This window comes from Planococcus alkaliphilus (assembly GCF_057031095.1).
Genome location: NZ_CM168060.1, coordinates 1,577,787 through 1,603,826, shown reverse-complemented (window position 1 = coordinate 1,603,826; position 26,040 = coordinate 1,577,787). Strand labels below are relative to the sequence as shown.

The window sequence follows — 26,040 nt, the reverse complement described above, 5'->3', positions numbered from 1 at the left end:
GGAATATCCACACTCTAAAAAGCCTTATTTAAAGGGGTTTTCGAGATGTTAATTTTTTAGTTCAAAATTAAATAAACTATACAAATAGGATGTGAATAAATGGCTAATATTTATCGTTTAAAAGTCGATATCAAGAAATCGATGACTGGTGCTATGCCTACCTTTGTCCAATTTGATGATGCCAGATTAGAATTCCAGATTTTTGATAATGGACAATCTATAGATTTAACAAAATATACTACAGTTGAATTTGCTCATAAAAAACCAAATGGTCAATCATTAATAGCAGACGGAAAAATTGAAGAAGATGACAAAGGTAATCTAATTGTTTCCTATGATTATCAAGGAAGTGAAATGAATGTAGTCGGAATGGTTGAGACTACATTCTCACTTCTAGATGAAAACCTTGAAAAAATATCTATCCTCCCCTTCAATGTCAACATTCGAAAAGACTTGCGTGATGAGGCTGTTGATCCTGCCAGCCAAGAATATGGGAAGCTTCAAGTATATATTGCTCAATTAGAAGCTTTGAAAATTGATATGAACTCTAAAATTGAGGAATCTGTTGCTTCAACTTTACAAGCAAATGAAACCATTGATTTAGCTAACTCAACTATTTCAGAAATGAATACGTTGAAAAGTGAAACCGAAACTGTCAAGAATGACACGGTTGCCATTAAAGATGAGGCTGTCTTAGCTACAGTTAACTCAATAGAAGCTACTGAGCAATCTATTTTAATAGCAGAGCAAACGTTGGCAGTAAAAGAAGCTTCTCAAGAAACACTTGAAGCTACTGAACTAGTTCGATTGAATACTGAAACTGAAAGAGCTGCTACTGAAACTGTGAGGATCGATACAGAAGCTGAAAGACTATCTACTGAGTCTGTTAAGAATACCACTCAATTAGTTCAAGAAGCTACTGAGACAGTAAGATTGGAAACTTTAGATGAGAAGAATGCCACTGAGCAAGTTCGTTTAGATACAGAAACCTTAAAGAATGAAACAGAAATTGTTAAGAATGATACTATCTTAGCGAAAGAAGAAGCTATTCAAGTTATCGCTGATACAAATACAGTTAAGGAGTCTACTGATCAAGCTAGACTTGATGCAATACAGGCTACCACTGAAGCTAATCAAGCTACTCAGAATACGAATGTTGCAATTAATAATGCCAATGAGTTATTGAATAATACAAACTATATTGGTGAATATGATTCTACTGTCTCCTACTTTAAGAATAATGTTGTTGGATTAGATGGATCGTCTTATATGGCTATTCGAAACACCACTAGTGAATCCCCTCTTTCTAGTACAAGCTGGAAGCTTCTCGCTAGAAAAGGTGTTGATGGGGAAGGTTCTGTATCAACTGTTAATGGAGTCTCCCCTGACGAAACTGGAAATGTGGCTTTAACTATTGCAAACGATTGGGAAGAAATCAAGAATAAACCAACTTTATTTGCCCCCTCCCCTCATACTCATGTAATTGATGATATTGGCGGATTATCTGAAGCATTGTCTAGTGTTGAGTCAAATGCTGCTACAAGTTCTAAAAATTATACAGATAACAAAGTGGCAGAATTGGTTGATTCATCTCCAGAAACATTAGATACATTGAATGAATTATCAGCAGCTCTAGGAAATGATCCTAATTTTGCTACTACAGTTTCAAATCAAATTGGAAACAAAGTTGATAAAGTAGCTGGAAAAGGATTATCGACTGAAGACTTTACAACAACAGAGAAAAACAAATTAGCTAAAGCAGCTACATTAGATGAGTCTGGTAAAGTACCTGCTGATCAATTAAATGTGGATTTGAGTCCGATTCAGCAGGAGATTGCTGCGCATCAGGCGGAAGATGCGACATTAACCAAAAAAGGACATGTCCAATTAAACAGTAGTGTAACCAGTACGAGTGAAACGTTAGCAGCGACTCCAAAAGCGGTTAAAACCGCAATGGACAGAGCAGATGCGGCTTTTCAGTCAGCCAGTGATGGGAAAACAGCAGTGGCGAATGCGATTACTGCAAAAGGTGTAACGGCAAGTCCGACCGATACATTTCCGGCATTGGCTGCCAAGATAGGACAAATCAATACGGGCAAGAAGTTCGCTAGTGGAACTTTCAGCACTAACAATACAATAAGTGTTACTACTTTGAATTTTAGACCCAGTAAAATATGGGTGATGGGCGACTTGTCAGGATACACGTATCAACGAGAACACCGCACAGGTGCGCCAAGCGGATTTAATAAAACTGTTATCTACTCCGATTTCAGCACCGCTTACAAAGGCGGCGAAGGAGCTTTTTTCTCAATTACAGACATCGGTTTTTCTTGTAACAACCTCGGCTTTGCAGCGGGTATGACAAATTTACGGTGGGAAGCCGTCGAATAGGAGGAGTTTGTATTGGAAACATTAATTATTTATGACAAAGAGGGTTATGTCGTATCTTCTCAAGTGGGTTCTCCTTCGCCAAAAGAACCTGTCGGAATCCCCTTCTTGTGGGTGGCTATACCTGAAAATAAATACGCAGCAGGTGTAGATGTTTCGACAAATCCACATAAAGCAATTATTCAAGATTTACCAAAGAGTGATATTCAACTATTAAAAGAACGCCAGGACGCAACGGAAAATGCGTTACTAGACTTACTAATTGGAGGAATGTAAAATGTACGGATTCTTATTAAATATGTGGATTATGAAGAAAATTGATGCGGTGTATCTAGGGAAAATGGTCACTCTCGGACGCATCACGCAAGCAGAATCGGATATGATTCAAGCAACGCCGCAATCGGATACAGGTGCTTTATCGGTAGTGCAGGAACTTTAAAAGCTGAACATCAGGAACATTATGTGTCTCAAAGAGAAATTTAACAAAAAAGCAAATGAAAAAAGAGACTAGATTTTTAGTCTCTTTCATACATATTAGATTAAATAAGCGGTTAAAATATAATGATTTGTCACCCTAAAACACCAGAAAATAACTGATTTTCAACTGATCTCATACTTTTTTAAACTAGAATGTCACCCTAAATCGTAATCACATAAAAGAGCGATTTTATAGGACAATTAACAAAAATGGACACCCTAAAAACCCTTATAAACAAGGCTTTTACGAGTATCCTAATTTTTACCAATTTATGAAATTCGGCTAAATTTTAACTTTTTACTGATTTTAGAATCTCAAATGGGTTTTAGACATCAAAATTGATTCTTGATCCTTAATTAGAATTTCAACTAGATTTTTATCCTCAACTAAGATTCCTTCAATATAACTCTCCACTAATTTTCTATCCACTTCCTGATTGAAGCGTTTATGAATTAATTCGATTAGGTAGTCTTCCTCTATAATTACTCTTTTGCACGTTCCCAAATTATCATAGGATGAACAACAGTATTTCGTCTTCCCTCTTTCATTTTTCTTCTTCATTCCTTTGTTACAATGTGAACAAAAAATCCTTTTATAGAATACTGATTTACTTCTGGTTGTTTTTGTCTGCATATGTTGTAAGTTCCTTATATTTCTCTTCAAGTAAGTCATACAGATCATCGTATCCATTGTTAGATTCATTGGTTGATCTTGCTAGTTCTCTTTCATTTATTACATCAGTGACCAACAATAAAGATACAGCTTTAAGCAAAACATCTTTAATATCTCTTTCCACTAAATGTCACCCTCTTCCCTACTTATGTACTCACTATAGCAATTTATGAAAATGAAAACAATTAGATAAAAATCCCCTCCTCTCAAACCCTTGGTATGACTGGTTTTTCAACAGGCTGTGTATGTATGCTTCCATATGGACGTAAGCTTTGCAGCCTTTATCTTCAACTGCAGAAGTCTGTTTTGTAACGTTCGGTATGGCAATCGCGATTAATACAGTGATGATCAGCATAACAATCAGCATTTCAATTAAGGTGAATCCTTTTTGATTTTTTAATCGTTTCATTGTTCTCCTCCTCAGATCGTATGGACTAAATTGTACATAGGCAATAAAATCGCTAAATAAGCGCCGACAATGCAGCATGCGATAATGACAAAAAAGGCAGGCTGAATAATTTTCAGCATCGCTTGGGATTTCTTCTCGATCCGCTCCATCAGCACTTCGCTATACAAAATCAATTCTTTCCCGAGGTGTCCAGTCAATTCCCCGTGCTGGACGAATGATGCCATGTCGCCGGCAAAAAAAGACTGGCGGGAAAGCGCAACCGATAGATTTTGGCCGCTGATGACTTCTTCGCGGCATGCATTAGCCATAAACTGGATGATCGAATGGTAAGTCTGTTCTTGAAGCAATTGCAAGGATTGCTGCAATGAGATGCCGCTATGCAATAAGGTTCCGAGTTCCCGGGCAAAGAGATGGGACCAGTAAAGCCTCATATAGCCTCGCAGCACAGGAAGCTTCAAGATCCAATGGATTTGGATCGGGACTTTCTGTTTGTTTAAGATCAGCCAAAAGCTGGTTGCCGCTAAACCAAACAAGGCAAAGAGGCCGATGAAAACATCCGGCAAATTCAGTAAATAAGTCGGCACTCCGGACGTTTCTTCACCGGATTGAAGCGATTCCATGAGTTCCGTTAAATTGGGCACATAGTTTGTCCGAAAAAACAAAAACAGCATAGAAGTGAAAAGCAGCAAAGACACCGGATAAATCAAGATATTCTTTAGTTTTTTCTGTACTTGTTCGGTCCGCGAAAAACTTTTGGCGATGCTTTCTATCGACTCAGGCAAGCGGCCATGGAATTCAGCAATTTCCACCGGAAACAGCACTTGGTCTTTGAAGCCAAGAAACTTCAATATCTCAGCTGCCGTACCTCCACCTTTTAAAATGGCGGTGATGCCAGATAGCGCCTCTTCCAGTTTTTTTGTATGCACTGGAAGCAGCAGCTGCAATGCCGTCGGCAGCAAGTAGCCTTCTTTCATTAACACGGAAAGCCGGCTGAGGAAATGTTCACGGTCATGAATAGGGATTGGTTTCGGCTTCAAGACTCGCTTCAATCGCACCGATCCTCACTCCTTCCCGGATTTGTCCGCTAAACGACAAATGTTCCGGCAGCCTATACGGTTTCTTTTCTTTTGCCGAATCCACCGCTTCCATCAGCCGTTCCCCGTGCAAAATTTCATATAATGCACGATACGACGTTTCCAATTGATCCATTTCACTAAAGACGGGAATGATTTTCTGCGCTGATATGGCAATCAGGGTCTGTGCCATATCTTCATAGGAAACACCGAGGTCATAAAGGCGATGCAGGCACCCGACAGAATGCCTGGCATGGATTGTCGATAGCACCAAATGGCCTGTCAAAGCCACGCGAACGGCAATTTGCGCAGTTTCAGCATCACGGATTTCGCCTATCATAATGATATCGGGATCATGCCTCAAAATTGCTTTCAGTCCTGCCGCATAACTTAGTCCCGCTTTTTCATTGACCTGGATTTGCAAAATCGACTGGTTTTTCCGCTCCACCGGATCTTCCAGCGTAATGATATTGCGGTTTAACTGCTCTGCGCAGTGCTTTAAGAGCGAATACAAGGTGGTTGATTTTCCGCATCCTGTTGGACCCGTAAACAACAATAGACCTTGAGGCGCTTCTGATAATTTCTCCAACAGAAAGGCGGAGTCTCGAAATGCGGCAAGCGAATGGATTGAATCTGCTACATCATCTGCCATAATCCGGATTACAATGCTTTCTTTTGTTAAAACCGATGGCAAAGTTGATATTCTAAAATAATAAGGATGGTTTTCAATTGGAAGTTGGAATGAGCCTGTTTGAGGTTTTCGCTTTTCACTCATATCCAGAAGGGAAAGGTATTTAAAATACGCAATCATGCGATTGCCTAATTCAAGGGGGATTTTGGTCACTTGCTTTAAAGCTTGGAACGAACGGAACGAAATGGAATAACTATCTTGCTCAGGTTTTATATGGATATCAGTTGTGGCACATTCCACTGCCTGGCTCAGCAGATCTGCACATCTGCGTTCGATTATCTCTTGCATAGCCACCTCCTATTAGTAGTTGAATAAAGGGCGCCTCTTCATTCCCCCACAGTATAACCGGCTGAATTTGCTTTGGGAATACTTTCTCTCAAAATAAATATTTGATCGCTCTATAGAGGGGAAATCTCATTTTTGAACACATTTAACCGATTTGATTTCAGTTGTTTTCCCTTTTCTTTTTGCTCGGCAATTGCAATAAATCATTTCTTGAGGTAAGCTCACTTTCATAGCGACCAGAGAAAACGCCGGTTGTTTGATCTGCTTGGCAACAATACACCTGTTTGTCACAAAGAAAGAACAACTCGCTGTTTACACACTCGCTCCCTTTCCTATATAATAAATAGGAGATTATTGTGTTGTGGCAAAGGAGGGATTACCCATGGATAAGATGTTCAAATTAATGGGATGGTGGACTGGGATATTCGCAGTTCTTTTTTACGTAGGTGATATGGTAGAGGTATCATTAATAATGGTAGCTAATACTGGATTTTTCGTTCTTCTTGGATTCTTAAACATTTCCGAACGCATGTACTTGTACATTTTCGGAGCTTACTTAACCGTATTCTTCGTAGGCTTCACTTACTACACAACGTTCATCCATATTCCCGGAGCTGGACATTAATCAAGAAATCAAAAAAGAAAAGCGGCCCATTGCGGCCGCTTTTTTAATTTCCTCTTTTCAACTCTGCTATTGCAAAAAAGGGTTCGACTTCTTTTCTTCTGACGGCGTCGTATCCGGTCCATGTCCCGGATACAAGATCATATGCTCAGGCATCGTCAGCAACGATTGTTTAATCGATTGAAGCAATTTCGCTTCAGAGCCATCGATTAAATCCGTTCTTCCGATGCTTCCCCGAAATAATGTATCTCCGACAATCGCAAATCCTTCTTTTCCAAAAGAAAAAGTGACGCTTCCCGGCGAATGGCCCGGCGTGTGGAACAACTCCATTTTAAAGCTGCCGATTTCAAGCGACTTTTCCTGATCCAGCAATCTATCTGCTTCCCGCATCCGGTAATCCGGCAAGGAAGGGTATTTTCCAGAACCATTGAGATTCGGACGTACGAGCCAGTCTTTTTCCAAGCGATGCAAGTAAACCGGAATGTCGAACTGGTCCCGCAAATCGTCAATCGCCCCGATATGATCGAAATGGGCATGCGTCAATAAGATCGCGAGCGGCTTCAACTTTTTCTTTTTCAGGAACTCAACCACTCTTTTGCTTTCTTCTCCTGGATCAAAAATCAAGCACTCATTCAAGTCGTTGGAAATGATATAGCAATTCGTTTGCACTGGCCCTAATTCCATTTGATTGATTTTCAACATGTGCTTTTCACCTCTTTCAAATTATAGCATCTCAAGTGTTCAACGGAATGACAATATTATCTCTCGACAAACATCCTGTTATTCATTACAATAATAAGAGAACACGGCGGCACTGGCTGTTAATGTTGAAGGGAGTGTCATAGATGAACTTGCTTATGGTTATATTTGGGCTGATTGCTATTTTAGCAGCAGTAGGCACTGTACAAACCTTGAAAAACAAACAATTTTTAGGATTAATTTTCAACTTCGGTACGTTTGTAATTTTCGGCGGCTTCACGATCGCGACGATCATTACACAAGGATATCCACCAAGCCTACATTAATCCAAAAAAGCTGATGCCTTCTGGCATCAGCTTTTTTTATTGCTTTAAAAATAAAAGCGGGAGCTGTAGTAGCAACCGCTTATTCTTATTGCTGGGGCACAACTTCAATGGCCTCATTTTCTTGCTGCTCTTTTTCTAATTTTTCCAGTTCTTTTTCTGAAAGGATCATTTGGCCATTGTCCTCATCGTAAAATCTTAAAAGATCTCCGTTGATAATCGACTCGGAATATTCAAGCTCGGTAAACGCAGGCTCGATATACGGTTCACAAGCGGTCTGGTCGATTTCTTCGCCGGTTTCGCTATCGTAGCAAGTATTTCCTGCATAAACGTGGTCCTTGGTGATGAAGCGTCCATCGCGGAACACAACAAACTCTTCATGTTCTTCCGAGAATAGATCGCCGCCGAACTGGATGTCTTCCTTCGTTTCCACACCCATCAAATGCATGATAGTTGGGCGGATATCCACTTGCCCGCCGATTTCTTCATCAACATGCCCCTCACCATAGCCCGGGATATGAATAAAGAAAGGCACTTTCTGCAGCTGCGCCGTCTCAAATGGTGTAATTTCTTTTCCAAGATACTGCTCCATCGCGGCATTATGGTTTTCTGAAATTCCATAATGGTCACCATACATCACAATAACCGAATTTTCATACAGCCCTTGCTGTTTCAATTCATCGAATAATAATTTTACCGATTCATCTAAATAACGGGCTGTTTGGAAATAGCGGTTCAAGGTGCCTGAATTGGAATCGAATTCATCGATCATTTTATCTTGCTCATCCAAATAGAAAGGATGGTGGTTCGTCAGCGTCAATAAACGGGTATAAAACGGCTCAGGCAATTTTGCCATATGCTCTACGGATTGCTCCATAAACGGGATGTCTTTCATTCCCCAGTTTACCGCTTCACCTTCCCCGATTTCATAGCTGTCGATGTCCAGAAATTCATCGATATTCAATGATTCATACATCATGTCGCGGTTCCAGAAACTCTTTGTGTTCGCGTGCTGGACGGAAGTATGATACCCATTCTTTCCAAGGCTTTCTGCCATTGAATTATAAGAATTTCCGCTATGCGTAAAAAATACCGCTCCGCCGCTTAATGGGTAAAGCGAATTTTCAAGCAGGAATTCAGAATCGGAAGTTTTTCCAAGCCCTGTTTGGTGATAGAAATTCGGGAAGTAAATAGTATCTTCATCTTCTGTCAAGTCATTCAGGAAAGGAGTGATCGTCTCTCCGTTCATATCATTATTGATCGTAAATGATTGCAGCGACTCCAATGTCACGACGATAAGATTCCGGCCTTCAGTGAGCCCAAACATTTCCGGATTGGGCTCTGATTGGTTTGAACTTACATAGTTATTGATTTCAACGAGCTGCGAGCCATCTGCGAGAGCACGCTGCGCTTGTGATTTTGATTGGATATAAACATCGTAAATATGGTAGTTGTACATCCCGATATTTTTCACTAACATTTCACGGTCGAAACTGCGTGTCAATAACTGTGGCCGTTCTGCTTCCGCAAGGCCTAAATTGAAAAACATCACTGCAGTGGAGAGGATGAAATAGGCTTTTCGCTGCCCTTTGCGGAATGCTGTCGATTCCGATTTGATTTTTAAGAACTTGATCGCAAGTGAAATTACGATGACATCGATAAAATAAGCAATGTCTGTCCAGTAAACACTTTCGGCAGCACTTGCTCCTAAATCCCCGAAATTATCTTTCTGGAACAACACCGGAAGCGTAATGAAATCGCTGAAAAACCGGTAAAAGGCAACATTGGCGTACAAAACGATAGACGAAATGACAGCGATTGCAAGAATGTACCGATTTTTGGCTTTATCGCTCTTAAAGAATAGCGATATGCCGTAAACGAACAGCAGCCAGCTAAGCGGATTGATAAAAAGGATAAATTCCTGTAAAGCGTTGTCGATTGTAATCGAGAAGCTGGTTTTGTAGATAATGTAGGTTTTTAGCCATGTAACGATGATTGCGATAGCCAGGATCGAATGTCTGGGCCACTCTTTTTTCATCATCCCGCGCATCCTCCTTTTCACAGGGGTAATTTACACATTCTTAACCCTCCGTCTACCTCTACTTTAACATAAGAATGTAAACTGGAAGTTTGCAGATTATAGCCTCAACATATTGAGTACCCTTATTAAGACGGATAAAACCTCAAATTGTTTCTTTCTAAGAACTATTTTCCTTCACTGCGCTTTTGGCGAAGAATCATCAAAGCGGTGGTATATTCTTTTGCCGTAATGAATTGCATGCGGTAAAGCTCCCGCACCTCATCTTCCATCAATGCCAGATCCGCTTGAAAATCAGCCGTGTAGATGATCGTGCCATATCGCTTCAATAATTGCATCACATCATATAAATTTTTCATTTTCGCCACCCCATCGTTTCGATCCATTCATTTTCCGTAATAAGTTGCTGCACAGGAATGTCGTGGTTTTCTACAGGCATCGATTCCACCATTTGGATTTCAAAGACAAGTGAAACAGTGTCCCCATTATAGGCAGAAAGATAACGGTCATAATAGCCGCCGCCGAAACCGATGCGATAACCGGATTTACTGAATACTACACCAGGTACAATCATTAAATCGATTTCATTTGGTGAAACGTAGCGGCTTTTGTCAATCCGTGGCTCCAGCAATTTCATATAGACATTTTCCAGTTCACTATAATCCGTCAAGATGTAAAAATCCATTCCTCTCGTACTCGGAATGCATTTAGGAACAGCCACTTTTTTGCCGACGCTCCAGCAATAGTCAATCAGTTGCGAGGTATCGACTTCCGGAAAAGCCGAAATGGTCATTCCGATAGTTGCTGCATTCACAAAAATAGGATCTTCAGCCAATCGCTGAATGATTTTTTCTGTTTTTTCTCTATGTACTTCTTCAGGCATCGCCTTTAATTTTGCAAGCATTTCTTTTCTGCTGGTGGATTTGTCCATATCAAAACATCTCCTTATATAAAGAAAAAAGCCAAAACCCGTGTAGGTTTTGGCAGTCAATGAATTACTTCGTTTCACGGTGTAGAGTCATTTTCTTTTCACGTGAGCAATATTTTTTCATTTCAAGACGCTCAGGGTTGTTGCGCTTATTTTTAACAGTGCTGTAGTTACGTTCGCTACATTCTGTACAAGCTAAAGTGATGTTAACACGCATCGGTATCCCTCCTAATTCTTTCAAAGATCATTTGTTAATAAGCGGTTGATCTATACGACTTAACTATTATAGCATATCTAGAGGCAAAGTCTACTGAAAATATTCATTATTTCTTCCGGAAATACAAGAAACTTCCCGGCAGTGAATGCTGCCGGGAAGCGGTTAGCTATTTAAGTCGTAATGGCGGCCTTTCACCAGATAAAATAATTGTTCTGCGATATTTGTGGCATGATCTGCTGAACGTTCCATATATCGGCTGACGAATGCCAATTGCGTGATTTGGCTGAGCTTTTCAGGATGCTCCCCGCCTGCATGCATCAATTTGCGGATGACATCGCCGTATAATTCATCGACTTGGTCGTCCAGTTCTGCAATCTCTTTTGCCTTCAAGACATCTTCTTCTACGAAAGCATCGATTACTTGATAAAGCATCGCTACGGCCAAGTCGTGCATCTGCTCGATTTGGCGAATTTGCGGAAGCAAATCCTCTTTGCCGATCCGGATGGTTTCTTTTGCAATATTCACCGCATAATCGCCGACGCGTTCCATATCACTTGCTACTTTGATCGTAACGATTAATCTCCGCAAGTCAGTTGCCACCGGCGATTGTTTAGCGATCATCAAAATTACCTGGTCGTTGATTTCTTCTTCTAATTTATTGATCTCGACATCATCTTCGATGACTTCAAGCGCCGCATCCACATCATGGGTCAGCAAGGCTTTTACCGATTTGCTTAAAGCTTCAACTGCCATTTTGCTGATTCCGATCAGCTGGTCTTGCGCAGAATTTAATTCATAATCAAATTTTTCGCGTACTGACATATTCTGTTCCGCTCCTTTATCCGAATCGCCCTGAAATATAATCTTCCGTCCGTTTATCGGAAGGATTTGAGAAAATGACATCCGTATCATCATATTCGATCACTTCGCCGTTCAAGAAGAAAGCGGTCTTATCCGAAATACGCGCTGCCTGCTGCATATTATGCGTAACGATGATGATGCTGTAGTCTTTTTTCAATTCCTGGACCAATTCTTCGATTTTCAATGTCGAGATGGGATCCAGTGCCGAAGTCGGTTCATCCATCAGGATGACATCCGGTTCGATCGCAAGTGCCCGGGCGATGCAGATCCGCTGCTGCTGCCCGCCTGAAATGCTGTAGGCATTTTCATTTAACCGGTCTTTCACTTCATCCCAAATGGCTGCTCCACGCAAACTTTTCTCGACAATCTCATCAAGGATCTTTTTGTTTTTGATGCCATGGATCCGCGGTCCATAAGCCACATTGTCATAAATCGATTTCGGAAATGGATTCGGCTTCTGGAATACCATGCCGACTTTCGTGCGCAATTCTTCGACAGCATAGTTTGAATCGAAAATATTCCGTTCGCGGTAAAGGATTTCTCCAGACGTTTTAACCGTCGGCACCAATTCCACCATGCGGTTCAAAGTCTTGATATATGTTGATTTTCCGCATCCTGACGGCCCGATTATGGCCGTTACTTCATGTTCTTTTATATCCAAGTCAATATTTTTCAAAGCATGCTTATCGCCGTACCAAAGATTCAATTGCTTCGTTAAATACACCGATTTTTTTATGTCGTGCTGCTCTTTCGGCTGAATTTCTTTTTTGATTTTTATCGGACTGATTGTTGTCATTTGTGAAACCCCTCTCACATAAATAGCATTAATAGCGTTTCTGGAACTTGTTGCGGATAAGTGCAGCGATTGAATTCATCGTTAAAAGTACGGCCATCAGCACAATGATTCCAGCTGCCGCGACTGCTTGGAATTCTTGCTGCGGGCGGCTTGACCAATCATAGATTTGCATCGGCAATGCGGTGAACGTGTCCATTACACCGGCAGGCAGGAACTGGATGATCACCGGCACCCCGATGACAATCAAAGGCGCCGTTTCCCCGATCGCACGTGACAAAGCCAAAATGCTACCCGTCAAGATTCCAGGAATGGCAGCCGGCAAAATGATCCTCACAATCGTTTGCCATTTAGTTGCACCCATTCCAAGCGAAGCATCCCGGAGTTCATTTGGCACCGCACGGATCGCTTCTTGTGCTGCTACGATAATGACCGGCAATATCAGCAGACTCATGGTGAATCCGGCTGCCAACACACTATTTCCAAGTGATAGGGCTCGGACAAAAATGGTTAACCCAAGCAAGCCGAACACGACTGACGGGACCCCCGCCAAGTTTGAGATATTGGTGCGGATAAAGGAAGTCATCCGGTTTTTCTTCGCATATTCCTCTAAATAGATGGCCGACCCAACACCTAAAATGATGGAAGTCGGAGCCACTACAGCCATTAGCCAAAGTGAGCCGATCAAAGCCGCTTTGATCCCCGCTTTTTCCGGGAACCGGGAAGCGAAGTTGTTCAGAAATTCCCACGAGAGATTTCCCGCTCCTTGGGTAATGATGCGATAAAGCAAAATTGCCAATGCGAGCAATGCAATGGTTGTTGCGAGCATGAAAAGGCCCTTGAACAGAAAATTGACGATTTTTCTGCTGCCCATCCGCTTCACTACTAAGTCGTGGTCTACATATCTCATCTCAATACTCCTCCTTGAAACGTTTTGAAACATAAGTGGCAAGGATATTCATAAGCATCGTAAAGATGAATAAGGTAAAACCGACGGCATAGATGGAGTAATAAATCGTCGTGCCATATCCTGCATCGCCTTTTGAAACTTGGACGATATACGAAGTCATGGTCTGGATGGAACCTGTGAAATCCCCGTCAAACCTTGGTGTAGATCCTGCCGCCAGTGACACGATCATCGTTTCGCCGATTGCACGGGAGACGGCAAGCACCACGGATGCGACAATCCCGGATAAAGCGGCTGGCAAAATGACCTTTATGGCCACTTCAAATTTCGTCGAACCCATTGCAAGAGCCCCGTCCCGGATCTGCCTAGGCACTGAAGACATCGCGTCTTCGGATAAGGAAGCGATCATGGGAATAATCATGATGCCTACTACAATTCCCGGCGAAATTGCATTGAAGATTTTGATTTCCGGAAATAAGCCTTGCAAGACAGGTGTCACAAATGTCAAAGCGAAAAAACCGTAAACGATTGTCGGAACTCCAGCGAGGATTTCCAGTACCGGCTTAACGATTCTTCGGACCGTTTCGCTAGCATATTCACTTAAATAGATGGCAGCCCCGATACCGATAGGGACAGCGACAATCACAGCGATCGCCGTTATTTTCAGCGTACCGATGATCAACGGCAAAATGCCGTACTGCGCTTCTTTATTCGAAAACGGCAGCCACGTGGTGCCGGTGATAAAATCGAAGAACGAAACACGCGAGAAGAACGTGATGGTTTCTACAATCAAAGTTAAAACAATGCCGATTGTCGTCAGTACCGAAACTGAAGCAATCAGGAATAATAGAATTGGAATGATTTTTTCAATGATCTTTTTACTTTTCTTGCCTTTCGACTGCGCGATCATTTCCTGCACAGATGGACGCATATGAAATCCCCTTTCAACCGCAAAAGGCGAGCAGCGGCTGCTCACCCTAAGACCCGATCTTTAACCCGTTTTATTTAAGTGCTTCTAAATCTGCAAGCCCTTTTTCATATTCCTCTTCTGGAAGTGATACATATCCGACTGCTTCAGCCATTTCACCTGCATTTTCTAATGCGTACTCCATGAAATCATAAACAGCTGGATCTTCTGAAATGGCTTTATTGCTCGCATAGGTGAACAACGGACGCGATAATGGTTCGTACTCGCCTGATTCGATCGTTTCATGCGTCGGCTCCACTCCGCCAATATTCACTACTTTCAATGTATCTTTGTTAGCGATGTAATAAGCAAATCCGAAGAATCCGATCGCGTTCGGATCAGCTTGGATCCCTTGAACCAACACGTTGTCATCTTCTGATAGCGTCGCACTGCTGACAATGTCTTCATCTTCTAGAATGACTTCATTGAAATAATCAAATGTCCCTGAATCAGTTCCTGGAGCGTAGAAGACCACTTCTTCATCCGGCCATTCAGGATTGATATCCGACCATTTTTTCGTAGAGCCATCTTCGACCCACAGTTTTTTCAAATCTTCTACCGTCAAATCTTCCACCCAGTCATTGTCTTGGCTGACAACGACTGATAAGCCGTCGTAAGCGAGTAGGAACTCTGTGTATTCAATGCCTGCTTCTTCCAGGCTTGCCGCTTCTTCTTCTTTAATCGGACGTGATGCATTTGAGAAATCCGTTTCACCTTGGATGAACTTTTCGAATCCGCCGCCAGTACCGGAAACCCCAACTGTTACTTGGACCTTCGGCTGGTCTCCTGCATATTCTTCAACAATTCCTTCCATGATAGGTGCAACTGTCGAAGATCCATCACCTGAAACAGCGCCTTCTACTTCAGCTGACTCTTCACCTGCTGTGTCAGATGTTGTTTCTTCAACGTCAGAATTCGAATCCGCAGATCCTTCTTCACCGCCGCATGCCCCTAAAATTAACGCTGAACCTAGAATTGTCGATGCCATTGCGAACTTCCAATTTCTCATTTCTCATTTCCTCCTAAGGTTTGTGTTATTTACATTCTTAACTATAAAGACCGATTGTTGAGGAAGTATAAAGCGAATGTTAAGAAAATGTAAATCGGGTTTATTTCCATGTAGTTTGGTTCATAAACGGTTTGAAGACGTAGAAAAAAAGCGATAGACCCGGGCTTAAAGCCTGTGTCCATCGCTTTTGATCAGTTTTCTTCCCCTTCTTCAACTGCGGTATCAGTGGCAGGTGATTTGATAACGGAAGGTGATTCATTTACTTCTTTGTTTTTCAGTTCGTAGTATTTATCCAGAGCGGCACGCGCAATCTCATTGCTCGCTGGCGGAACGTTGCGCGGATCGGTCGTAATATAAGGAATTACCACCGCATAGGCGACTTCAGGATTTTCATAAGGTGCAAACCCGACATGCGTCGTATTGACCGAAGCTTTTGTATAGAACGGGCTTTCTTTATCATCGTAATAATTGATTTCCGCTGTACCTGTCTTGCCGGCAGCAGAATATTTAAGGTCGTTAAAGTATTTGCGGGCAGTTCCGTTGCTGCCTGTGTAAACCATGCGCATGCCTTGTTTCACCCGGTCGATTTCAGCCTGGCTATTGTTGATGCGATTCAAGATTTTGGGTTCAACCACCGTTTCGACCGCACCTAAAGTTTTGCCGTCGCTTGAAGGCTGGCGGATTTCTTTGACAACATGCGGCTGCATACGGTAGCCGTCATTGGCGATTGTCGATACATATTGAAGCAATTGTAGCGGCGTATACGTATCATATTGTCCGATGGCAAAGTCAAGGAATGTACCGGGCTCCGTCCGAATGAAACGGCCGGTAACCCCTTTTCCTTCATTCGGCAAATCGATGCCTGTGCGGACGCCAAGACCGAATTCCGCAAAGGAGTTGCGCATCGTATCCCAATCTTCTTGCGCTACGCTGAATCCTCTATAGCGTTCATAGGCATTCCCGGAAATTGCCAGTGCAATTTTGAACATATAAACGTTGGACGAACGTTCCAGTGCAGTCTGGTCATTGACCGCTACTCTATTGCCGATCGTTCTGTTGAAAAGGGAAGCTTTCATCAAGCCGCCAGGTAGCAGCATCGGCTCATCGATCATCGTTTGGCCCATGGCAATGGCATCATTGCTGTAACCCGCAAGCACTGTCGCCCCTTTGACGACCGAACCTGTCGGATAAGCTGCCGTGATGGTTCCGAATGAGTAATCGCGGACGATCCGTTTGCCGTCTTCATCCCGGTCCAATTGTTTGCCCACTAGCGAAATGATTTCCCCGGTCCGCGGATCCATCATGACTAAATAAGCATCTTTCACCAATTGGGAGTTGGGGCCAGCTTTCAGCTCCAATAATTTCTTTTCGACAATATCTTCCATTGCATTTTGAATTTCTGAATCGATGGTTAGAACCACATCTTTCCCTGGCTCCCCTTCATCGACAGTCACTGTCTCAACAACACGGCCCCGTCCATCTGTTACGTTTTTCACGATGGATTTCTGGCCTTGCAGCACTTCTTCATATTCCGCTTCCAGGAAACTGATGCCGACGCGGTCATTGCGTGAATAATCGCGTGCCAAGTAATAATCGATTTTATCTGCTGGCAGCCCTTGTTCAGGCGTCGTCGTATTCCCTAAAATGGTCAAATCCGATGTTTTTACCCGTTTCCAGTCCGTGATCGTGTTGACTCCTTTTAAATCAGGATCGGTCAAACGTTCAGATACCCGGGCAAACTCTTCATCGGTTACGCCTTCATTTTTAATGATTTGGGGAGAAAGCGCATAGCCAGATGTCATTTCGCGATAAATCGCCAATACTTCCAGTTGCTGGTCTGTCAGGCTCGCCAGCTCTGCATCTGTAATTCTTTCGCGGATCAACGTGTCGATTTCACGCTGCTTTTCTTTTTCCTGAATGTCTTTATTGTTGATCTCAAGGCGTTCTTCGTCTGTGACTTTTGCTGTCGCTTTTTCGGTATTCAATGAAATATAGAAATCCTGTTTATCGCGCAGCGTCACTTTTTTTGGGTCTTTTTCAATCAAAGATGCCAGTTTTTCAGCAACTCGCATCATTTCTTCTCTTTTGGTCGTCTGCATGGCCGTGTATGTAATGGCGTTGACAGGATTATTATCAACTTGCACGCGGCCTTCGCTATCAAAAATACGTCCCCGCGGCACGCTGGTGTTGACCGGAACTTCTTCTGTCCGGGCCAAAGCGCGCGTGAAATCTTCGCCTTTAACGATCTGCAAATAGCCTAGCCGAAGAATCAATACAGAAAACAGCAAGAAAATGGAGAAAAAGAGGATATTCATCCGAAAGACGGTATGTGACTTCAGCTTCGCTTTCGCAAGCGATACACGCCTTTTCTGAGGGGTATTCATTTTTGTGCACTCCTTTCACCAAAATAGGCAATTGCTAGTATAGCATTTTACATAAAAAAACACACACTTTTTCTGACGAAAAAGTGTGTGTAAAGTTGCGTTGGATTTGAATTATTTTGCTGCTTCGTAGCGTTTTGAAACTTCATCCCAGTTTACTACGTTCCAGAATGCCGCCAAGTAATCAGGGCGTTTGTTCTGGTATTTCAAGTAGTAAGCATGTTCCCAAACGTCTACTCCAAGGATCGGCGTTTTGCCTTCCATCAATGGAGAGTCCTGGTTAGGAGTTGAAGTTACTTCCAACTCACCGTTTGAAACTGCTAGCCAAGCCCAGCCTGAACCGAAGCGTGTTTTACCAGCGTTTTCGAGTTTAGTTTTGAACTCGTCAAAGCTGCCGAATTTAGCATCGATCGCTTCAGCAAGAGCACCTGATGGAGCGCCAGTGCCATTTGGCGTAAGCAATTGCCAGAACAATGAGTGGTTAGCGTGTCCGCCGCCATTGTTGCGCACTGCTGTACGGATATCTTCAGGAACTGCGTTCAAGTCAGAGATTAGTTCTTCCACTGATTTTGAAGCAAGGTCTTCGTGGCCTTCTAAAGCCGCATTTACGTTTGTTACATAAGTGTTATGGTGCTTCGTGTGGTGAATGTTCATCGTTTCTTTGTCGATGTGTGGTTCAAGTGCGTCATACGCGTAAGGTAATTCTGGTAATTCATAAGCCATGATTAAATTCCTCCTTGAGTCTATTGTTCTACTTTCTTAGCGTATCAAAGTTTTTCGAGCGATACAATTAAAATGCCCAGACAATTCATTTAATCAGTCTTTTGACTGAATCAAATTACGATAAAGAATAGGACGACCATGATTATTTGGATGATCCCTTTAGTGAAGACCGACGTGATGAACCCGACTACAGAACCGATGCCGGACTTTACCGATTGTTTGATCGTCGATTTATTGAAAATCAATTCTGCAAGAATCGCCCCAAGGAACGGCCCGATTAAAATACCGGCAATCGGGATGACGAATGGGCCAATGATCAACCCGATTGTGCTGCCCCATAAACCCGCTTTTGAACCGCCGAATTTCTTAACGCCGAAAGCATTGGCCAGCGCATCCGCTCCGAACAGCAAAATAACAAACAAGCTTTCAATCAGCCAGAACCACCAAGGCAAATCGCTGAACTCGAAGAACAGCCCATAAACGACAAATCCGCCGAAGATAAATAGGACCGCTGGAATAATCGGATAAATCAAGCCGATGAATCCAACAGCAAAAAACAGCAAAATGACAATCCAAGCGAAAATTTCCATTTCTTCATCCTCCTAGTAAAAAACTCCTTTTCATCGTGCCCTACATTTTTTGAAATGTAAAGTAATGAAAAGGAGCTGTTTTATCTATTCTACTGGAATGGACAGCAAGAGTTCCAGTTTAACTCCCGGGTTCTTGCTGCTGCCGGTTAAAGAGCAACGAAAATCCGTTTTTCTCCACCCGCCATTATGTTTTATGCCCGGTTGCCAAGAATGGCTTCTGCGATGTTGACGGAGTGGTCGCCGACCCGTTCTAAATTGCTGACGATGTCGACAAAAACGATTCCCGCTTGAGCAGAACACTGGCCTTCCGTTAAGCGCATAATATGCTTTTTGCGGAATTTGCGTTCCATCTTATCAATCAGATCTTCTTGCTCAGCTACTTCACGCGCCAATTCGTGGCTCGTTGTATCCAGAGCATCCAAGGCTTTTTTCACAGTGGCAATCGTCAATGTGAACATTTCACGTAAATCTTCCATTGCATCTTCTGTGATTTTCACTCGGTTATTTTCCTGATAATCCACCAATTCAATGATGTTTTCAAAATGGTCTCCGATCCGTTCAATATCCCGCACCGTTTCCATCAACATTGTATGGCGTGTCGAATCTGTAGCGGAAATCGATTCAGCAGAAATCAACACAAGGTAATCCGTAATTTTGCTGTCAAGATTATTGATGGCATCTTCCAGCTGATAAGCCATCTCCGCACTTTTCTTACTTTTCGTTTTCAAGTATTCGTAAGTTTCTTCAAGACCCTGCACCGCATATCCGCCCATTCGCAAAACTTCTTCTTTCGCTTGGCCTAACGCAATCGAAGGAGATTGTTCGATAAAATGGACATCCAAATGCTTCGGCTTGAATTCGATCAAAACTTCTTCGCCCGGTATAAATTTCGTTACCAGATAAGCCCAGAAGCCGATCAATGGAAACTGAATAATTGTATTTGCTACGTTGAATGAACCGTGTGCAAAAGCGATCTGCATTTTCGCTTCCAGATTAAGTATGCCTGCTATCCATTCGACATATGCAGTAAACGGCACCAATAAAATCATGAAAATAATAGTCCCGAGAATATTGAACAGAACGTGAACTGCTGCAGCTCTGCGCGCAGCAATTGAAGTCCCTAATGCTGCGAGTACAGCCGTGATCGTTGTACCGATATTATCTCCGAAAAGTACCGGCAGCGATGCGCCCAACGACAAGACATTCTCTGCGTAAAGGCCCTGCAAAATCGCAACAGTCGCACTTGAACTTTGTACGATCAAGGTAAATACCGTCCCGACAACTACTCCTAGAATCGGCAGATCACTTAAACTGACTGTCAAATCGATAAAAGCGGAAGATTCGCGCAAAGGCTTCATCCCGTCGCTCATCAATTCGAGCCCGAAGAACAGGCCGCCGAAACCGAACACCACTTGTCCGAAGTTCTGGATTTGATTTTTCTTAAAGAAGAAAATCAGCGCGGCACCGACTGCCATAATCGGCAATGCATACGCCCCTACATCCAGCCCGATGATAAATGCCGTTACGGTTGTCCCGATATTGGCACCCATGATAACTCCGATAGCCTGTCTTAAAGTCATAAATCCTGCACTTACTAATCCGACAACAATAACGGTTGTACCCGAACTCGATTGAATCAGCACAGTAACGATAATCCCTACGAGGACTCCCATGAAAGGGTTAGTCGTAAAGCGGTCTAAAATTCCCCGCAATCTGTCGCCCGCAGCTTTTTGCAAGGCATCCCCCATATACTTAATAGAAAATAGGAATATTCCCAAACCGCCAAAGAAAGTAAAAAGCATTTCTTGCCAATTCGTTTCCACGATGTACATTCAACTCCTAAATTTACGATTTCACACCTAGTCTATTATGAAGAGTTCGATAAGGCATTGTAAATACCTTTAATTAAAATTTACATTCCCGTAACAAAGCACCCCAATTTCTACCTGCTCTCCATGTTAGGATATAATTATTAGCTGAAAGGAAGATGGATGTGAATCTTTATCAATTATTTAAAGCCAGTTTAATGGAACCAAAAAAGCAGGCAGCCGTCCGTATTATGACAATAGGAAAGATTATGCGCTTTGTTTTCGTGTTCATCCTGTTTATGACGGTAATTTCCTTCATTGAATTATCACTCGGCTTGAGCGATACGACCAGTGATGTGGATGGCCTTCTCCAGTTTGTCGAAGAAATCGAATTTCTGCTCTATCCTTTTGCTTTCGTATTTTTATTTGTTTCGACGACACTTTATCATTTTTTGAAAATCAGTTTTTTCGCTTTAGTCGGCTTGTTATTTATTAAAATGAAAAAACGCAAAGGCGAATATCGCCACCTTTGGCGCACTACTGCTTTAGCAGTCACAATTCCGACACTTGTGTCCTTTGCCTTCAGTTTTATCGGAGCTGATTTATGGGTTTCAGCCGGAACAAGTTTGTTGACGGTCCTCTATTTGTATTTGGCCACGAATTATTATCCAAAACAACCGGTTAAAAAAGCTTGAAATATGCTTTAAACCGAAATCTGCACAAGAACAGATCCCGATCTCGCAATGGAGTCTTGCCATTATTCAAAAAATGGCAGCATAACCGTTCTTTCTTGTCTTTTCGGTTGTCAGACTGCTAAAATGGCAATAGGTAACTGAAACAAACTAGTCAACTAGTTGGAAAAAGCGGTAGGCCGAGTGAAGCCTATCCTGCTAAAAAGGAGAGAATTTTAATGAGTGAAAGCATTCACCGTACGAAAACACGCCCCGTTAAAGTTGGTGATCTGACGGTTGGCGGAAGCAATGAATTATTCATTCAAAGTATGGCAACAACAAAAACCCACGATGTGGAAGCGACAGTTGCAGAAATTCTGCGCCTTGAAGAAGCAGGCTGCCAAATTGTCCGCGTCGCTTGTCCGGATGAACGCGCAGCTTATTCAATCGGTGCAATCAAAGCACGCATCAATATCCCGCTTGTTGTTGATATTCATTTTGACTATAAATTGGCTTTGATCGCTATTGAACAAGGCGCTGACAAAATCCGCATCAACCCAGGCAATATCGGACGCCGCGAAAAAGTGGAAGCTGTTGTAAACGCAGCAAAAGCGAAAGGCATTCCGATCCGCATCGGGGTTAACGCCGGTTCTTTGGAACGCAAAATCCTTGAAAAATACGGCTACCCAACTGCAGATGGCATGGTTGAAAGTGCACTTCACCACATTAAGATCCTGGAAGACTTGGATTTCCATGACATTATCGTTTCGATGAAGGCATCAGATGTAAGTTTGGCGATTGAAGCTTATGAAAAAGCTTCGAAAGCTTTCGACTATCCGCTTCACCTCGGCATCACAGAATCCGGTACTTTGTTCTCTGGAACTGTGAAAAGTGCTGCCGGCATCGGGGCACTGCTTGCAAAAGGCATCGGCAATACTTTGCGCATCTCGCTAAGTGCTGACCCGGTTGAAGAAGTAAAAGTGGCCCGTGAATTATTGAAAGTCTTTGGCTTGTCTTCAAACGCTGCGACATTGATTTCTTGCCCGACTTGCGGACGCATTGAAATCGATTTGATCAAAATCGCAAATGAAGTGGAAGAATACATCTCCCACATCAAAGCTCCACTTAAAGTAGCAGTCCTTGGCTGTGCGGTAAACGGCCCAGGTGAAGCTCGTGAAGCCGATATCGGCATCGCTGGTGCCCGCGGCGAAGGTTTGCTGTTCATGAAAGGCAAAACGGTCCGTAAAGTACCGGAAGAAACAATGGTTGAAGAATTGAAAGTTGAAATCGATAAGCTCGCAAAGGAATACTTTGAAAAGCAAGCTGCTGAAAAAGCGGAATTGGAACAACAACAAGTATAAGGTCGTGAAGCTATGAGAAGCCGTTTTGGCATTGACATCGATGGTACGGTGACATCACCTACCTCATTGATTCCACATATTAATGAAGCATTCAACAGCACCCTGACTTTAGATGACATAAAGGAATACGATTTGACTGCAGCTCTTCCCCACCTTCCCAAAAGCGAGTTTTTTGACTGGTTCCGGGGAGCTGAACCAAAAATCTATGCCACTTCGCCCATTTCGGAAAACGCAAAGAATATTTTGGATAAATGGAAAGAGCAATACGAATTGTATTTCATCTCAGCACGCGGCGAAAATGTCCGCGATGTTACGTACGATTGGTTTGCAGAGCACGCCATCGCTTATGATCATATCGAATTGATCGGAACCCATAAGAAAATCGAAACAGCAAAACGCCATCAAGTGGATCTCTTCTTTGAAGACAAACATGATAACGCTGTTGAAATTTCTGAGGAGCTGGACATTCCTGTCATTTTGTTCGACACTCCTTATAACCGCTTGCCGACACCTAAAAATGTGGTCCGCGTTTATAACTGGCTAGAAGCCGAGCAATGGGTGGAAAAAGAATTTGCTCTTCAGCAAACCATTCGGTCAAAATAAATGAAAACCATCAGCGGAACTGAACCGCTGATGGTTTTTTGTTTGGTTCTTTGCAATTGAAGGAAGTTTATTTGCGCTTGGCGGCGGTTTATTTGCGCTTAAAATTTTTTATTTGCATTCAGCAGTAAGTTATTTGCATTCGGTGAATAAATACATGAAAAAACGCAAGCGGCATCAGACCGCTTGCGTTTTCTTATTGTCCAGACTCCAGCGCCTAGCTTCTCGGGTCATAAGCCGTCTCGCCTGTGCGGCAAGATGCGCCGCTTCGGCAATCCGTCTTATGCCTTTCGAAGCTGGACAGGCACTTCCGCTTTTCTTATTGTCCAGACTCCAGTGCCTAGCTTCTCGGGTCATAAGCCGTCTCGCCTGTGCGGCAAGATGCGCCGCTTCGGCAATCCGTCTTATACCTTTCGAAGCTGAACAGGCACTTCCGCTTTTCTTATTGGCATTCTGGGCATTTGCCGTAAATTTCGAATTTGTGGTTGGCAATTTCATAAGCCGGCAATGCCGCACCCAGCATATCCATCGGACAAACTGGAATTTCTTTGATCTTCCCGCAGTCCAAACAGATAAAGTGGTGATGATGATGCTCGCTTTCGCATTGCATCCGGAAATGGCGCTCTCCCGACAATTCCGTCTCTTCTAAAATGCCAAGCGAAACAAATGTCGCCAAGTTGCGGTACACGGTATCATAGCTCATGCTCGGATAATCTTTTTGCATGACGTCGAGCAAATCACGAGCCGTCAAATAGCGGTCATCGTCTGCAAATAACTCAAGGATTTGCGAACGTTTCGTCGTTTCCTTATAGCCATTTTCTTTTAAAATGTCCCACGCTTTTGAGATGTTCATGCGACAGCCCCCTTCTTCATTGAAACAGAGATCTTTTTGAAGCCAATGACCAGCAATAACAAGAAAATTGAAGTGACAACAATAGTGCCTCCCGGCGCTAAATTAAAGTAGAATGCGGTGACCAACCCTGTGATGACAGAAAATTCACCAAAAAAGATGGACAACAGGATGGTCTGCTTGAAGCTTTTCGCTACCCGCATTGCTGCAGCTACGGGAATTGTCATCAGTGATGACACCAATAAAATCCCGACAATTCGCATTGAGCCCGCGATAACAAGCGCTGTGACGATCATAAATAGGAAATGTATCCACTTAGCCGGCAAACCGGAAGCTTTGGCGTACTCATCATCAAACGACAATACGAATAATTCTTTGAAGAATAATAAGATAAAGACCAAGACAACGATCGCAATTCCAGCTACAATCATCAGGTCTTCCCGGCTGACTGCCGAAACGGAACCGAATAGATAGCCGAATAAATCATTGGAAAAGCCTTGCGCCAGCGAAATGAAAATGGCCCCGAAGCCAATCCCCGCTGACATGATAATCGGAATCGCGAGTTCTTCGTAATGCTTATAAAGGCTTCTCAAACGTTCGATTAGAATCGATCCACCGACAGATGCGGCTATACCCAGAAATAACGGATTCAATAAAGCGAAAGCGGCTACACTTTGGCTCAAAAACAAGCTTCCGGCTATTCCCGCTAAGGTGACATGGCTCAGGGCATCCGCTATTAGCGAAAGGCGGCGAACCACGATAAACACGCCTAGAAGCGGCGCAATCACGCCGATAATCAACCCTGCTGCAAAGGCGTTTTGCAGAAATTCATACGTTAATATAGCATCAATCATGGCTATGGCTTCCTCCGATATGGTGAATTTTACGGACAGAATGGCCATACCAAGCTTCGCGCTGGGCGTCGCTCATTGTATGAAGCTGTTCTTTAAATCCGTGGAAATGGATGGTCTGGTTTAGACAGGCTACATGCGTGATGCGATCTGTCACCGTATCCACGTCATGGGTCACCAGCACCAACGTAATGTTTTGATCGCGGTTAAGCGAAGCCAGCATATTATAGAAAGATTGGACGTTCTGGTGGTCGATGCCGACGGTCGGTTCATCCAAGATGAGCACTTTCGGCTTCGCAACCAAAGCCCTAGCGATAAAAACACGCTGCTGCTGTCCGCCGGATAGCTCACTGACGCTGCGGCCGCTAAAAGCTTCCATGCCGACCGACAGGAGCGCTTCTTTTACATGCTGTTTGTAATTTTTCGGAAGCCGGTGGAACAAGCCAGCTTTTTTGGCCAGTCCCCCAGCGACCACTTCTTCAACTGTTGCCGGAAAACCGGAATTGAAGGAATTGGATTTCTGGGAAACATAGCCGATCCATTCACGGTGTTTGAAGTTTTTTGAATCGACGCCGAAAAGTTCAATCTTTCCTTTTGTCGGCTTGATCAAGCCAAGCATGACTTTCAGCAAAGTGGATTTACCTGATCCGTTTGGTCCGAGTATGGCCAGAAAATCGCCTTCTTCCACTTTCAAGGAGATGTTCTCAAGTGCTTTTGTCTGTTCGTATTCATAACTGATTTCTTTAATGTTGATTAATGGCGCGTCCATAAAGCCGCCTCTTTTCTAATTAATAATGATTACGATTTACATCATTAAATCAGTATAGATGACTCCAGCTCCCTTG

At 43.0% G+C, this 26,040-nt stretch carries 31 protein-coding genes; 8 read left to right on the top strand and 23 right to left on the bottom strand.

Going from position 1 to position 26,040, the window contains the following annotated elements; genetic code table 11:
* Window positions 1–99: 99 nt before the first annotated feature.
* Genes AC2EXB_RS08300 through AC2EXB_RS08290 form a run of 3 tightly spaced genes read left to right on the top strand, consistent with a single transcriptional unit; the run spans window position 100 to window position 2,827 of the window.
* On the top strand, window positions 100–2,391 hold the full coding sequence (locus tag AC2EXB_RS08300; protein WP_483604372.1) for a tail fiber protein: 2,292 nt from the start codon (window positions 100–102) through the stop codon (window positions 2,389–2,391).
* A 12-nt stretch (window positions 2,392–2,403) separates the two neighbouring features.
* On the top strand, window positions 2,404–2,664 hold the full coding sequence (locus AC2EXB_RS08295) for a hypothetical protein (protein ID WP_483604371.1): 261 nt from the start codon (window positions 2,404–2,406) through the stop codon (window positions 2,662–2,664).
* Window position 2,665: 1 nt separating this feature from the next.
* Entirely contained in the window at window positions 2,666–2,827 is a 162-nt protein-coding gene (locus tag AC2EXB_RS08290; protein ID WP_483604370.1) for a hypothetical protein, read from the top strand.
* Between the two features lie 345 nt (window positions 2,828–3,172).
* Here the strand turns inward: AC2EXB_RS08290 and AC2EXB_RS08285 are convergent, their stop codons facing one another.
* The 5 genes from AC2EXB_RS08285 to comGA are packed head-to-tail and all read right to left on the bottom strand — an operon-like array spanning window position 3,173 to window position 5,999.
* Window positions 3,173–3,499 carry a recombinase zinc ribbon domain-containing protein gene (locus AC2EXB_RS08285; RefSeq protein ID WP_483604369.1) on the bottom strand — a complete coding sequence of 109 codons (327 nt, stop codon included), beginning with the start codon at window positions 3,497–3,499 and terminating at the stop codon, window positions 3,173–3,175.
* The gene (locus AC2EXB_RS08280; protein WP_483604368.1) at window positions 3,474–3,662 is read right to left on the bottom strand and encodes a hypothetical protein; all 189 of its coding nucleotides are present in this window, start codon (window positions 3,660–3,662) and stop codon (window positions 3,474–3,476) included. Before AC2EXB_RS08280 ends, AC2EXB_RS08285 begins: the two co-directional genes overlap by 26 nt.
* 33 nt (window positions 3,663–3,695) lie before the next feature.
* Window positions 3,696–3,947 (bottom strand): competence type IV pilus major pilin ComGC, encoded by a 252-nt coding sequence (locus tag AC2EXB_RS08275; RefSeq protein ID WP_483604367.1) that lies wholly within the window; start codon window positions 3,945–3,947, stop codon window positions 3,696–3,698.
* 11 nt (window positions 3,948–3,958) lie between these two features.
* Entirely contained in the window at window positions 3,959–5,002 is a 1,044-nt protein-coding gene (gene comGB / locus AC2EXB_RS08270; protein ID WP_483604366.1) for a competence type IV pilus assembly protein ComGB, read from the bottom strand.
* Window positions 4,956–5,999, bottom strand: a complete 1,044-nt coding sequence (gene comGA / locus AC2EXB_RS08265; protein ID WP_483604365.1) for a competence type IV pilus ATPase ComGA — start codon at window positions 5,997–5,999, stop codon at window positions 4,956–4,958. The genes comGB and comGA overlap by 47 nt, the downstream gene beginning before the upstream one ends.
* 379 nt (window positions 6,000–6,378) lie before the next feature.
* Here comGA and AC2EXB_RS08260 point away from each other — a divergent pair, with 379 nt between their 5' ends.
* Window positions 6,379–6,621: a DUF2626 domain-containing protein gene (locus AC2EXB_RS08260; protein WP_052651758.1), complete on the top strand. Its 243-nt coding sequence runs from the start codon at window positions 6,379–6,381 to the stop codon at window positions 6,619–6,621.
* Between the two features lie 66 nt (window positions 6,622–6,687).
* Here the strand turns inward: AC2EXB_RS08260 and AC2EXB_RS08255 are convergent, their stop codons facing one another.
* On the bottom strand, window positions 6,688–7,320 hold the full coding sequence (locus tag AC2EXB_RS08255; protein ID WP_483604364.1) for an MBL fold metallo-hydrolase: 633 nt from the start codon (window positions 7,318–7,320) through the stop codon (window positions 6,688–6,690).
* Window positions 7,321–7,463: 143 nt separating this feature from the next.
* Here AC2EXB_RS08255 and AC2EXB_RS08250 point away from each other — a divergent pair, with 143 nt between their 5' ends.
* Window positions 7,464–7,643, top strand: a complete 180-nt coding sequence (locus AC2EXB_RS08250) for a DUF2759 domain-containing protein (RefSeq protein WP_052651760.1) — start codon at window positions 7,464–7,466, stop codon at window positions 7,641–7,643.
* 85 nt (window positions 7,644–7,728) lie between these two features.
* On the opposite strand, the gene AC2EXB_RS08245 is transcribed toward AC2EXB_RS08250, so the two are convergent.
* From AC2EXB_RS08245 to AC2EXB_RS08185, 13 genes are all read right to left on the bottom strand, one after another.
* Window positions 7,729–9,681, bottom strand: a complete 1,953-nt coding sequence (locus tag AC2EXB_RS08245; RefSeq protein ID WP_483604363.1) for an LTA synthase family protein — start codon at window positions 9,679–9,681, stop codon at window positions 7,729–7,731.
* A 164-nt stretch (window positions 9,682–9,845) separates the two neighbouring features.
* Window positions 9,846–10,037, bottom strand: coding sequence for a YqgQ family protein (locus tag AC2EXB_RS08240; protein WP_052651762.1), 192 nt, complete (start codon window positions 10,035–10,037; stop codon window positions 9,846–9,848).
* Window positions 10,034–10,609, bottom strand: a complete 576-nt coding sequence (locus AC2EXB_RS08235) for a 5-formyltetrahydrofolate cyclo-ligase (protein WP_483604362.1) — start codon at window positions 10,607–10,609, stop codon at window positions 10,034–10,036. Before AC2EXB_RS08235 ends, AC2EXB_RS08240 begins: the two co-directional genes overlap by 4 nt.
* 64 nt (window positions 10,610–10,673) lie before the next feature.
* Window positions 10,674–10,823: a 50S ribosomal protein L33 gene (rpmG, locus tag AC2EXB_RS08230; protein WP_036809376.1), complete on the bottom strand. Its 150-nt coding sequence runs from the start codon at window positions 10,821–10,823 to the stop codon at window positions 10,674–10,676.
* 162 nt (window positions 10,824–10,985) lie between these two features.
* Window positions 10,986–11,645 carry a phosphate signaling complex protein PhoU gene (phoU, locus tag AC2EXB_RS08225; protein ID WP_235199076.1) on the bottom strand — a complete coding sequence of 220 codons (660 nt, stop codon included), beginning with the start codon at window positions 11,643–11,645 and terminating at the stop codon, window positions 10,986–10,988.
* 16 nt (window positions 11,646–11,661) lie between these two features.
* Window positions 11,662–12,480, bottom strand: a complete 819-nt coding sequence (pstB, locus tag AC2EXB_RS08220) for a phosphate ABC transporter ATP-binding protein PstB (protein ID WP_235199075.1) — start codon at window positions 12,478–12,480, stop codon at window positions 11,662–11,664.
* A gap of 28 nt (window positions 12,481–12,508) precedes the next feature.
* On the bottom strand, window positions 12,509–13,387 hold the full coding sequence (pstA, locus tag AC2EXB_RS08215; RefSeq protein WP_483604361.1) for a phosphate ABC transporter permease PstA: 879 nt from the start codon (window positions 13,385–13,387) through the stop codon (window positions 12,509–12,511).
* A 1-nt stretch (window position 13,388) separates the two neighbouring features.
* Complete coding sequence (pstC, locus tag AC2EXB_RS08210; RefSeq protein WP_483604360.1) at window positions 13,389–14,315, bottom strand: phosphate ABC transporter permease subunit PstC; 927 nt, start codon at window positions 14,313–14,315, stop codon at window positions 13,389–13,391.
* Window positions 14,316–14,385: 70 nt separating this feature from the next.
* Window positions 14,386–15,360, bottom strand: a complete 975-nt coding sequence (locus AC2EXB_RS08205; RefSeq protein WP_483604359.1) for a PstS family phosphate ABC transporter substrate-binding protein — start codon at window positions 15,358–15,360, stop codon at window positions 14,386–14,388.
* A gap of 191 nt (window positions 15,361–15,551) precedes the next feature.
* Window positions 15,552–17,744 carry a peptidoglycan D,D-transpeptidase FtsI family protein gene (locus AC2EXB_RS08200; RefSeq protein ID WP_483604358.1) on the bottom strand — a complete coding sequence of 731 codons (2,193 nt, stop codon included), beginning with the start codon at window positions 17,742–17,744 and terminating at the stop codon, window positions 15,552–15,554.
* A gap of 111 nt (window positions 17,745–17,855) precedes the next feature.
* On the bottom strand, window positions 17,856–18,464 hold the full coding sequence (locus tag AC2EXB_RS08195; RefSeq protein ID WP_483604357.1) for a superoxide dismutase: 609 nt from the start codon (window positions 18,462–18,464) through the stop codon (window positions 17,856–17,858).
* A gap of 110 nt (window positions 18,465–18,574) precedes the next feature.
* Complete coding sequence (locus tag AC2EXB_RS08190; RefSeq protein ID WP_235199070.1) at window positions 18,575–19,054, bottom strand: DUF456 domain-containing protein; 480 nt, start codon at window positions 19,052–19,054, stop codon at window positions 18,575–18,577.
* Window positions 19,055–19,245: 191 nt separating this feature from the next.
* Window positions 19,246–20,877 (bottom strand): Na/Pi cotransporter family protein, encoded by a 1,632-nt coding sequence (locus tag AC2EXB_RS08185; protein ID WP_483604356.1) that lies wholly within the window; start codon window positions 20,875–20,877, stop codon window positions 19,246–19,248.
* A gap of 170 nt (window positions 20,878–21,047) precedes the next feature.
* Between AC2EXB_RS08185 and AC2EXB_RS08180 the strand changes: the two genes are divergently transcribed.
* From AC2EXB_RS08180 to AC2EXB_RS08170, 3 genes are all read left to right on the top strand, one after another.
* On the top strand, window positions 21,048–21,557 hold the full coding sequence (locus AC2EXB_RS08180; RefSeq protein WP_483604355.1) for a DUF1189 family protein: 510 nt from the start codon (window positions 21,048–21,050) through the stop codon (window positions 21,555–21,557).
* Between the two features lie 215 nt (window positions 21,558–21,772).
* Entirely contained in the window at window positions 21,773–22,894 is a 1,122-nt protein-coding gene (gene ispG / locus AC2EXB_RS08175) for a flavodoxin-dependent (E)-4-hydroxy-3-methylbut-2-enyl-diphosphate synthase (protein WP_235199067.1), read from the top strand.
* A 12-nt stretch (window positions 22,895–22,906) separates the two neighbouring features.
* Window positions 22,907–23,497, top strand: a complete 591-nt coding sequence (locus AC2EXB_RS08170; RefSeq protein ID WP_483604354.1) for a hypothetical protein — start codon at window positions 22,907–22,909, stop codon at window positions 23,495–23,497.
* Between the two features lie 174 nt (window positions 23,498–23,671).
* Here AC2EXB_RS08170 and AC2EXB_RS08165 read toward each other — a convergent pair whose 3' ends face one another.
* The 4 genes from AC2EXB_RS08165 to AC2EXB_RS08150 all read right to left on the bottom strand — a co-directional run bounded on the left by AC2EXB_RS08165 (window position 23,672) and on the right by AC2EXB_RS08150 (window position 25,964).
* Complete coding sequence (locus AC2EXB_RS08165) at window positions 23,672–23,851, bottom strand: hypothetical protein (RefSeq protein WP_483604353.1); 180 nt, start codon at window positions 23,849–23,851, stop codon at window positions 23,672–23,674.
* Window positions 23,852–23,936: 85 nt separating this feature from the next.
* Complete coding sequence (locus AC2EXB_RS08160) at window positions 23,937–24,347, bottom strand: Fur family transcriptional regulator (protein WP_235199064.1); 411 nt, start codon at window positions 24,345–24,347, stop codon at window positions 23,937–23,939.
* A complete protein-coding gene (locus AC2EXB_RS08155) occupies window positions 24,344–25,198 on the bottom strand; it encodes a metal ABC transporter permease (protein ID WP_235199063.1) in 855 nt (284 codons plus the stop codon). The genes AC2EXB_RS08160 and AC2EXB_RS08155 overlap by 4 nt, the downstream gene beginning before the upstream one ends.
* A complete protein-coding gene (locus AC2EXB_RS08150; RefSeq protein WP_483604352.1) occupies window positions 25,191–25,964 on the bottom strand; it encodes a metal ABC transporter ATP-binding protein in 774 nt (257 codons plus the stop codon). Before AC2EXB_RS08150 ends, AC2EXB_RS08155 begins: the two co-directional genes overlap by 8 nt.
* Between the last annotated feature and the right edge of the window lie 76 nt (window positions 25,965–26,040).

What these genes read in the sequence shown, in the direction of transcription:
- AC2EXB_RS08300 (WP_483604372.1), top strand. Translation starts at nt 100, where the DNA reads ATGGCTAATATTTATCGTTTAAAAGTCGATATCAAGAAATCGATGACT.
- AC2EXB_RS08290 (WP_483604370.1), top strand. Translation starts at nt 2,666, where the DNA reads ATGTACGGATTCTTATTAAATATGTGGATTATGAAGAAAATTGATGCG.
- AC2EXB_RS08285 (WP_483604369.1), bottom strand. Translation starts at nt 3,499, where the DNA reads ATGCAGACAAAAACAACCAGAAGTAAATCAGTATTCTATAAAAGGATT.
- AC2EXB_RS08275 (WP_483604367.1), bottom strand. Translation starts at nt 3,947, where the DNA reads ATGAAACGATTAAAAAATCAAAAAGGATTCACCTTAATTGAAATGCTG.
- comGA (WP_483604365.1), bottom strand. Translation starts at nt 5,999, where the DNA reads ATGCAAGAGATAATCGAACGCAGATGTGCAGATCTGCTGAGCCAGGCA.
- AC2EXB_RS08260 (WP_052651758.1), top strand. Translation starts at nt 6,379, where the DNA reads ATGGATAAGATGTTCAAATTAATGGGATGGTGGACTGGGATATTCGCA.
- AC2EXB_RS08255 (WP_483604364.1), bottom strand. Translation starts at nt 7,320, where the DNA reads ATGTTGAAAATCAATCAAATGGAATTAGGGCCAGTGCAAACGAATTGC.
- AC2EXB_RS08250 (WP_052651760.1), top strand. Translation starts at nt 7,464, where the DNA reads ATGAACTTGCTTATGGTTATATTTGGGCTGATTGCTATTTTAGCAGCA.
- AC2EXB_RS08245 (WP_483604363.1), bottom strand. Translation starts at nt 9,681, where the DNA reads ATGATGAAAAAAGAGTGGCCCAGACATTCGATCCTGGCTATCGCAATC.
- AC2EXB_RS08240 (WP_052651762.1), bottom strand. Translation starts at nt 10,037, where the DNA reads ATGAAAAATTTATATGATGTGATGCAATTATTGAAGCGATATGGCACG.
- AC2EXB_RS08235 (WP_483604362.1), bottom strand. Translation starts at nt 10,609, where the DNA reads ATGGACAAATCCACCAGCAGAAAAGAAATGCTTGCAAAATTAAAGGCG.
- rpmG (WP_036809376.1), bottom strand. Translation starts at nt 10,823, where the DNA reads ATGCGTGTTAACATCACTTTAGCTTGTACAGAATGTAGCGAACGTAAC.
- phoU (WP_235199076.1), bottom strand. Translation starts at nt 11,645, where the DNA reads ATGTCAGTACGCGAAAAATTTGATTATGAATTAAATTCTGCGCAAGAC.
- pstB (WP_235199075.1), bottom strand. Translation starts at nt 12,480, where the DNA reads ATGACAACAATCAGTCCGATAAAAATCAAAAAAGAAATTCAGCCGAAA.
- pstA (WP_483604361.1), bottom strand. Translation starts at nt 13,387, where the DNA reads ATGAGATATGTAGACCACGACTTAGTAGTGAAGCGGATGGGCAGCAGA.
- pstC (WP_483604360.1), bottom strand. Translation starts at nt 14,315, where the DNA reads ATGCGTCCATCTGTGCAGGAAATGATCGCGCAGTCGAAAGGCAAGAAA.
- AC2EXB_RS08205 (WP_483604359.1), bottom strand. Translation starts at nt 15,360, where the DNA reads ATGAGAAATTGGAAGTTCGCAATGGCATCGACAATTCTAGGTTCAGCG.
- AC2EXB_RS08200 (WP_483604358.1), bottom strand. Translation starts at nt 17,744, where the DNA reads ATGAATACCCCTCAGAAAAGGCGTGTATCGCTTGCGAAAGCGAAGCTG.
- AC2EXB_RS08195 (WP_483604357.1), bottom strand. Translation starts at nt 18,464, where the DNA reads ATGGCTTATGAATTACCAGAATTACCTTACGCGTATGACGCACTTGAA.
- AC2EXB_RS08190 (WP_235199070.1), bottom strand. Translation starts at nt 19,054, where the DNA reads ATGGAAATTTTCGCTTGGATTGTCATTTTGCTGTTTTTTGCTGTTGGA.
- ispG (WP_235199067.1), top strand. Translation starts at nt 21,773, where the DNA reads ATGAGTGAAAGCATTCACCGTACGAAAACACGCCCCGTTAAAGTTGGT.
- AC2EXB_RS08170 (WP_483604354.1), top strand. Translation starts at nt 22,907, where the DNA reads ATGAGAAGCCGTTTTGGCATTGACATCGATGGTACGGTGACATCACCT.
- AC2EXB_RS08165 (WP_483604353.1), bottom strand. Translation starts at nt 23,851, where the DNA reads ATGACCCGAGAAGCTAGGCACTGGAGTCTGGACAATAAGAAAAGCGGA.
- AC2EXB_RS08160 (WP_235199064.1), bottom strand. Translation starts at nt 24,347, where the DNA reads ATGAACATCTCAAAAGCGTGGGACATTTTAAAAGAAAATGGCTATAAG.
- AC2EXB_RS08155 (WP_235199063.1), bottom strand. Translation starts at nt 25,198, where the DNA reads ATGATTGATGCTATATTAACGTATGAATTTCTGCAAAACGCCTTTGCA.
- AC2EXB_RS08150 (WP_483604352.1), bottom strand. Translation starts at nt 25,964, where the DNA reads ATGGACGCGCCATTAATCAACATTAAAGAAATCAGTTATGAATACGAA.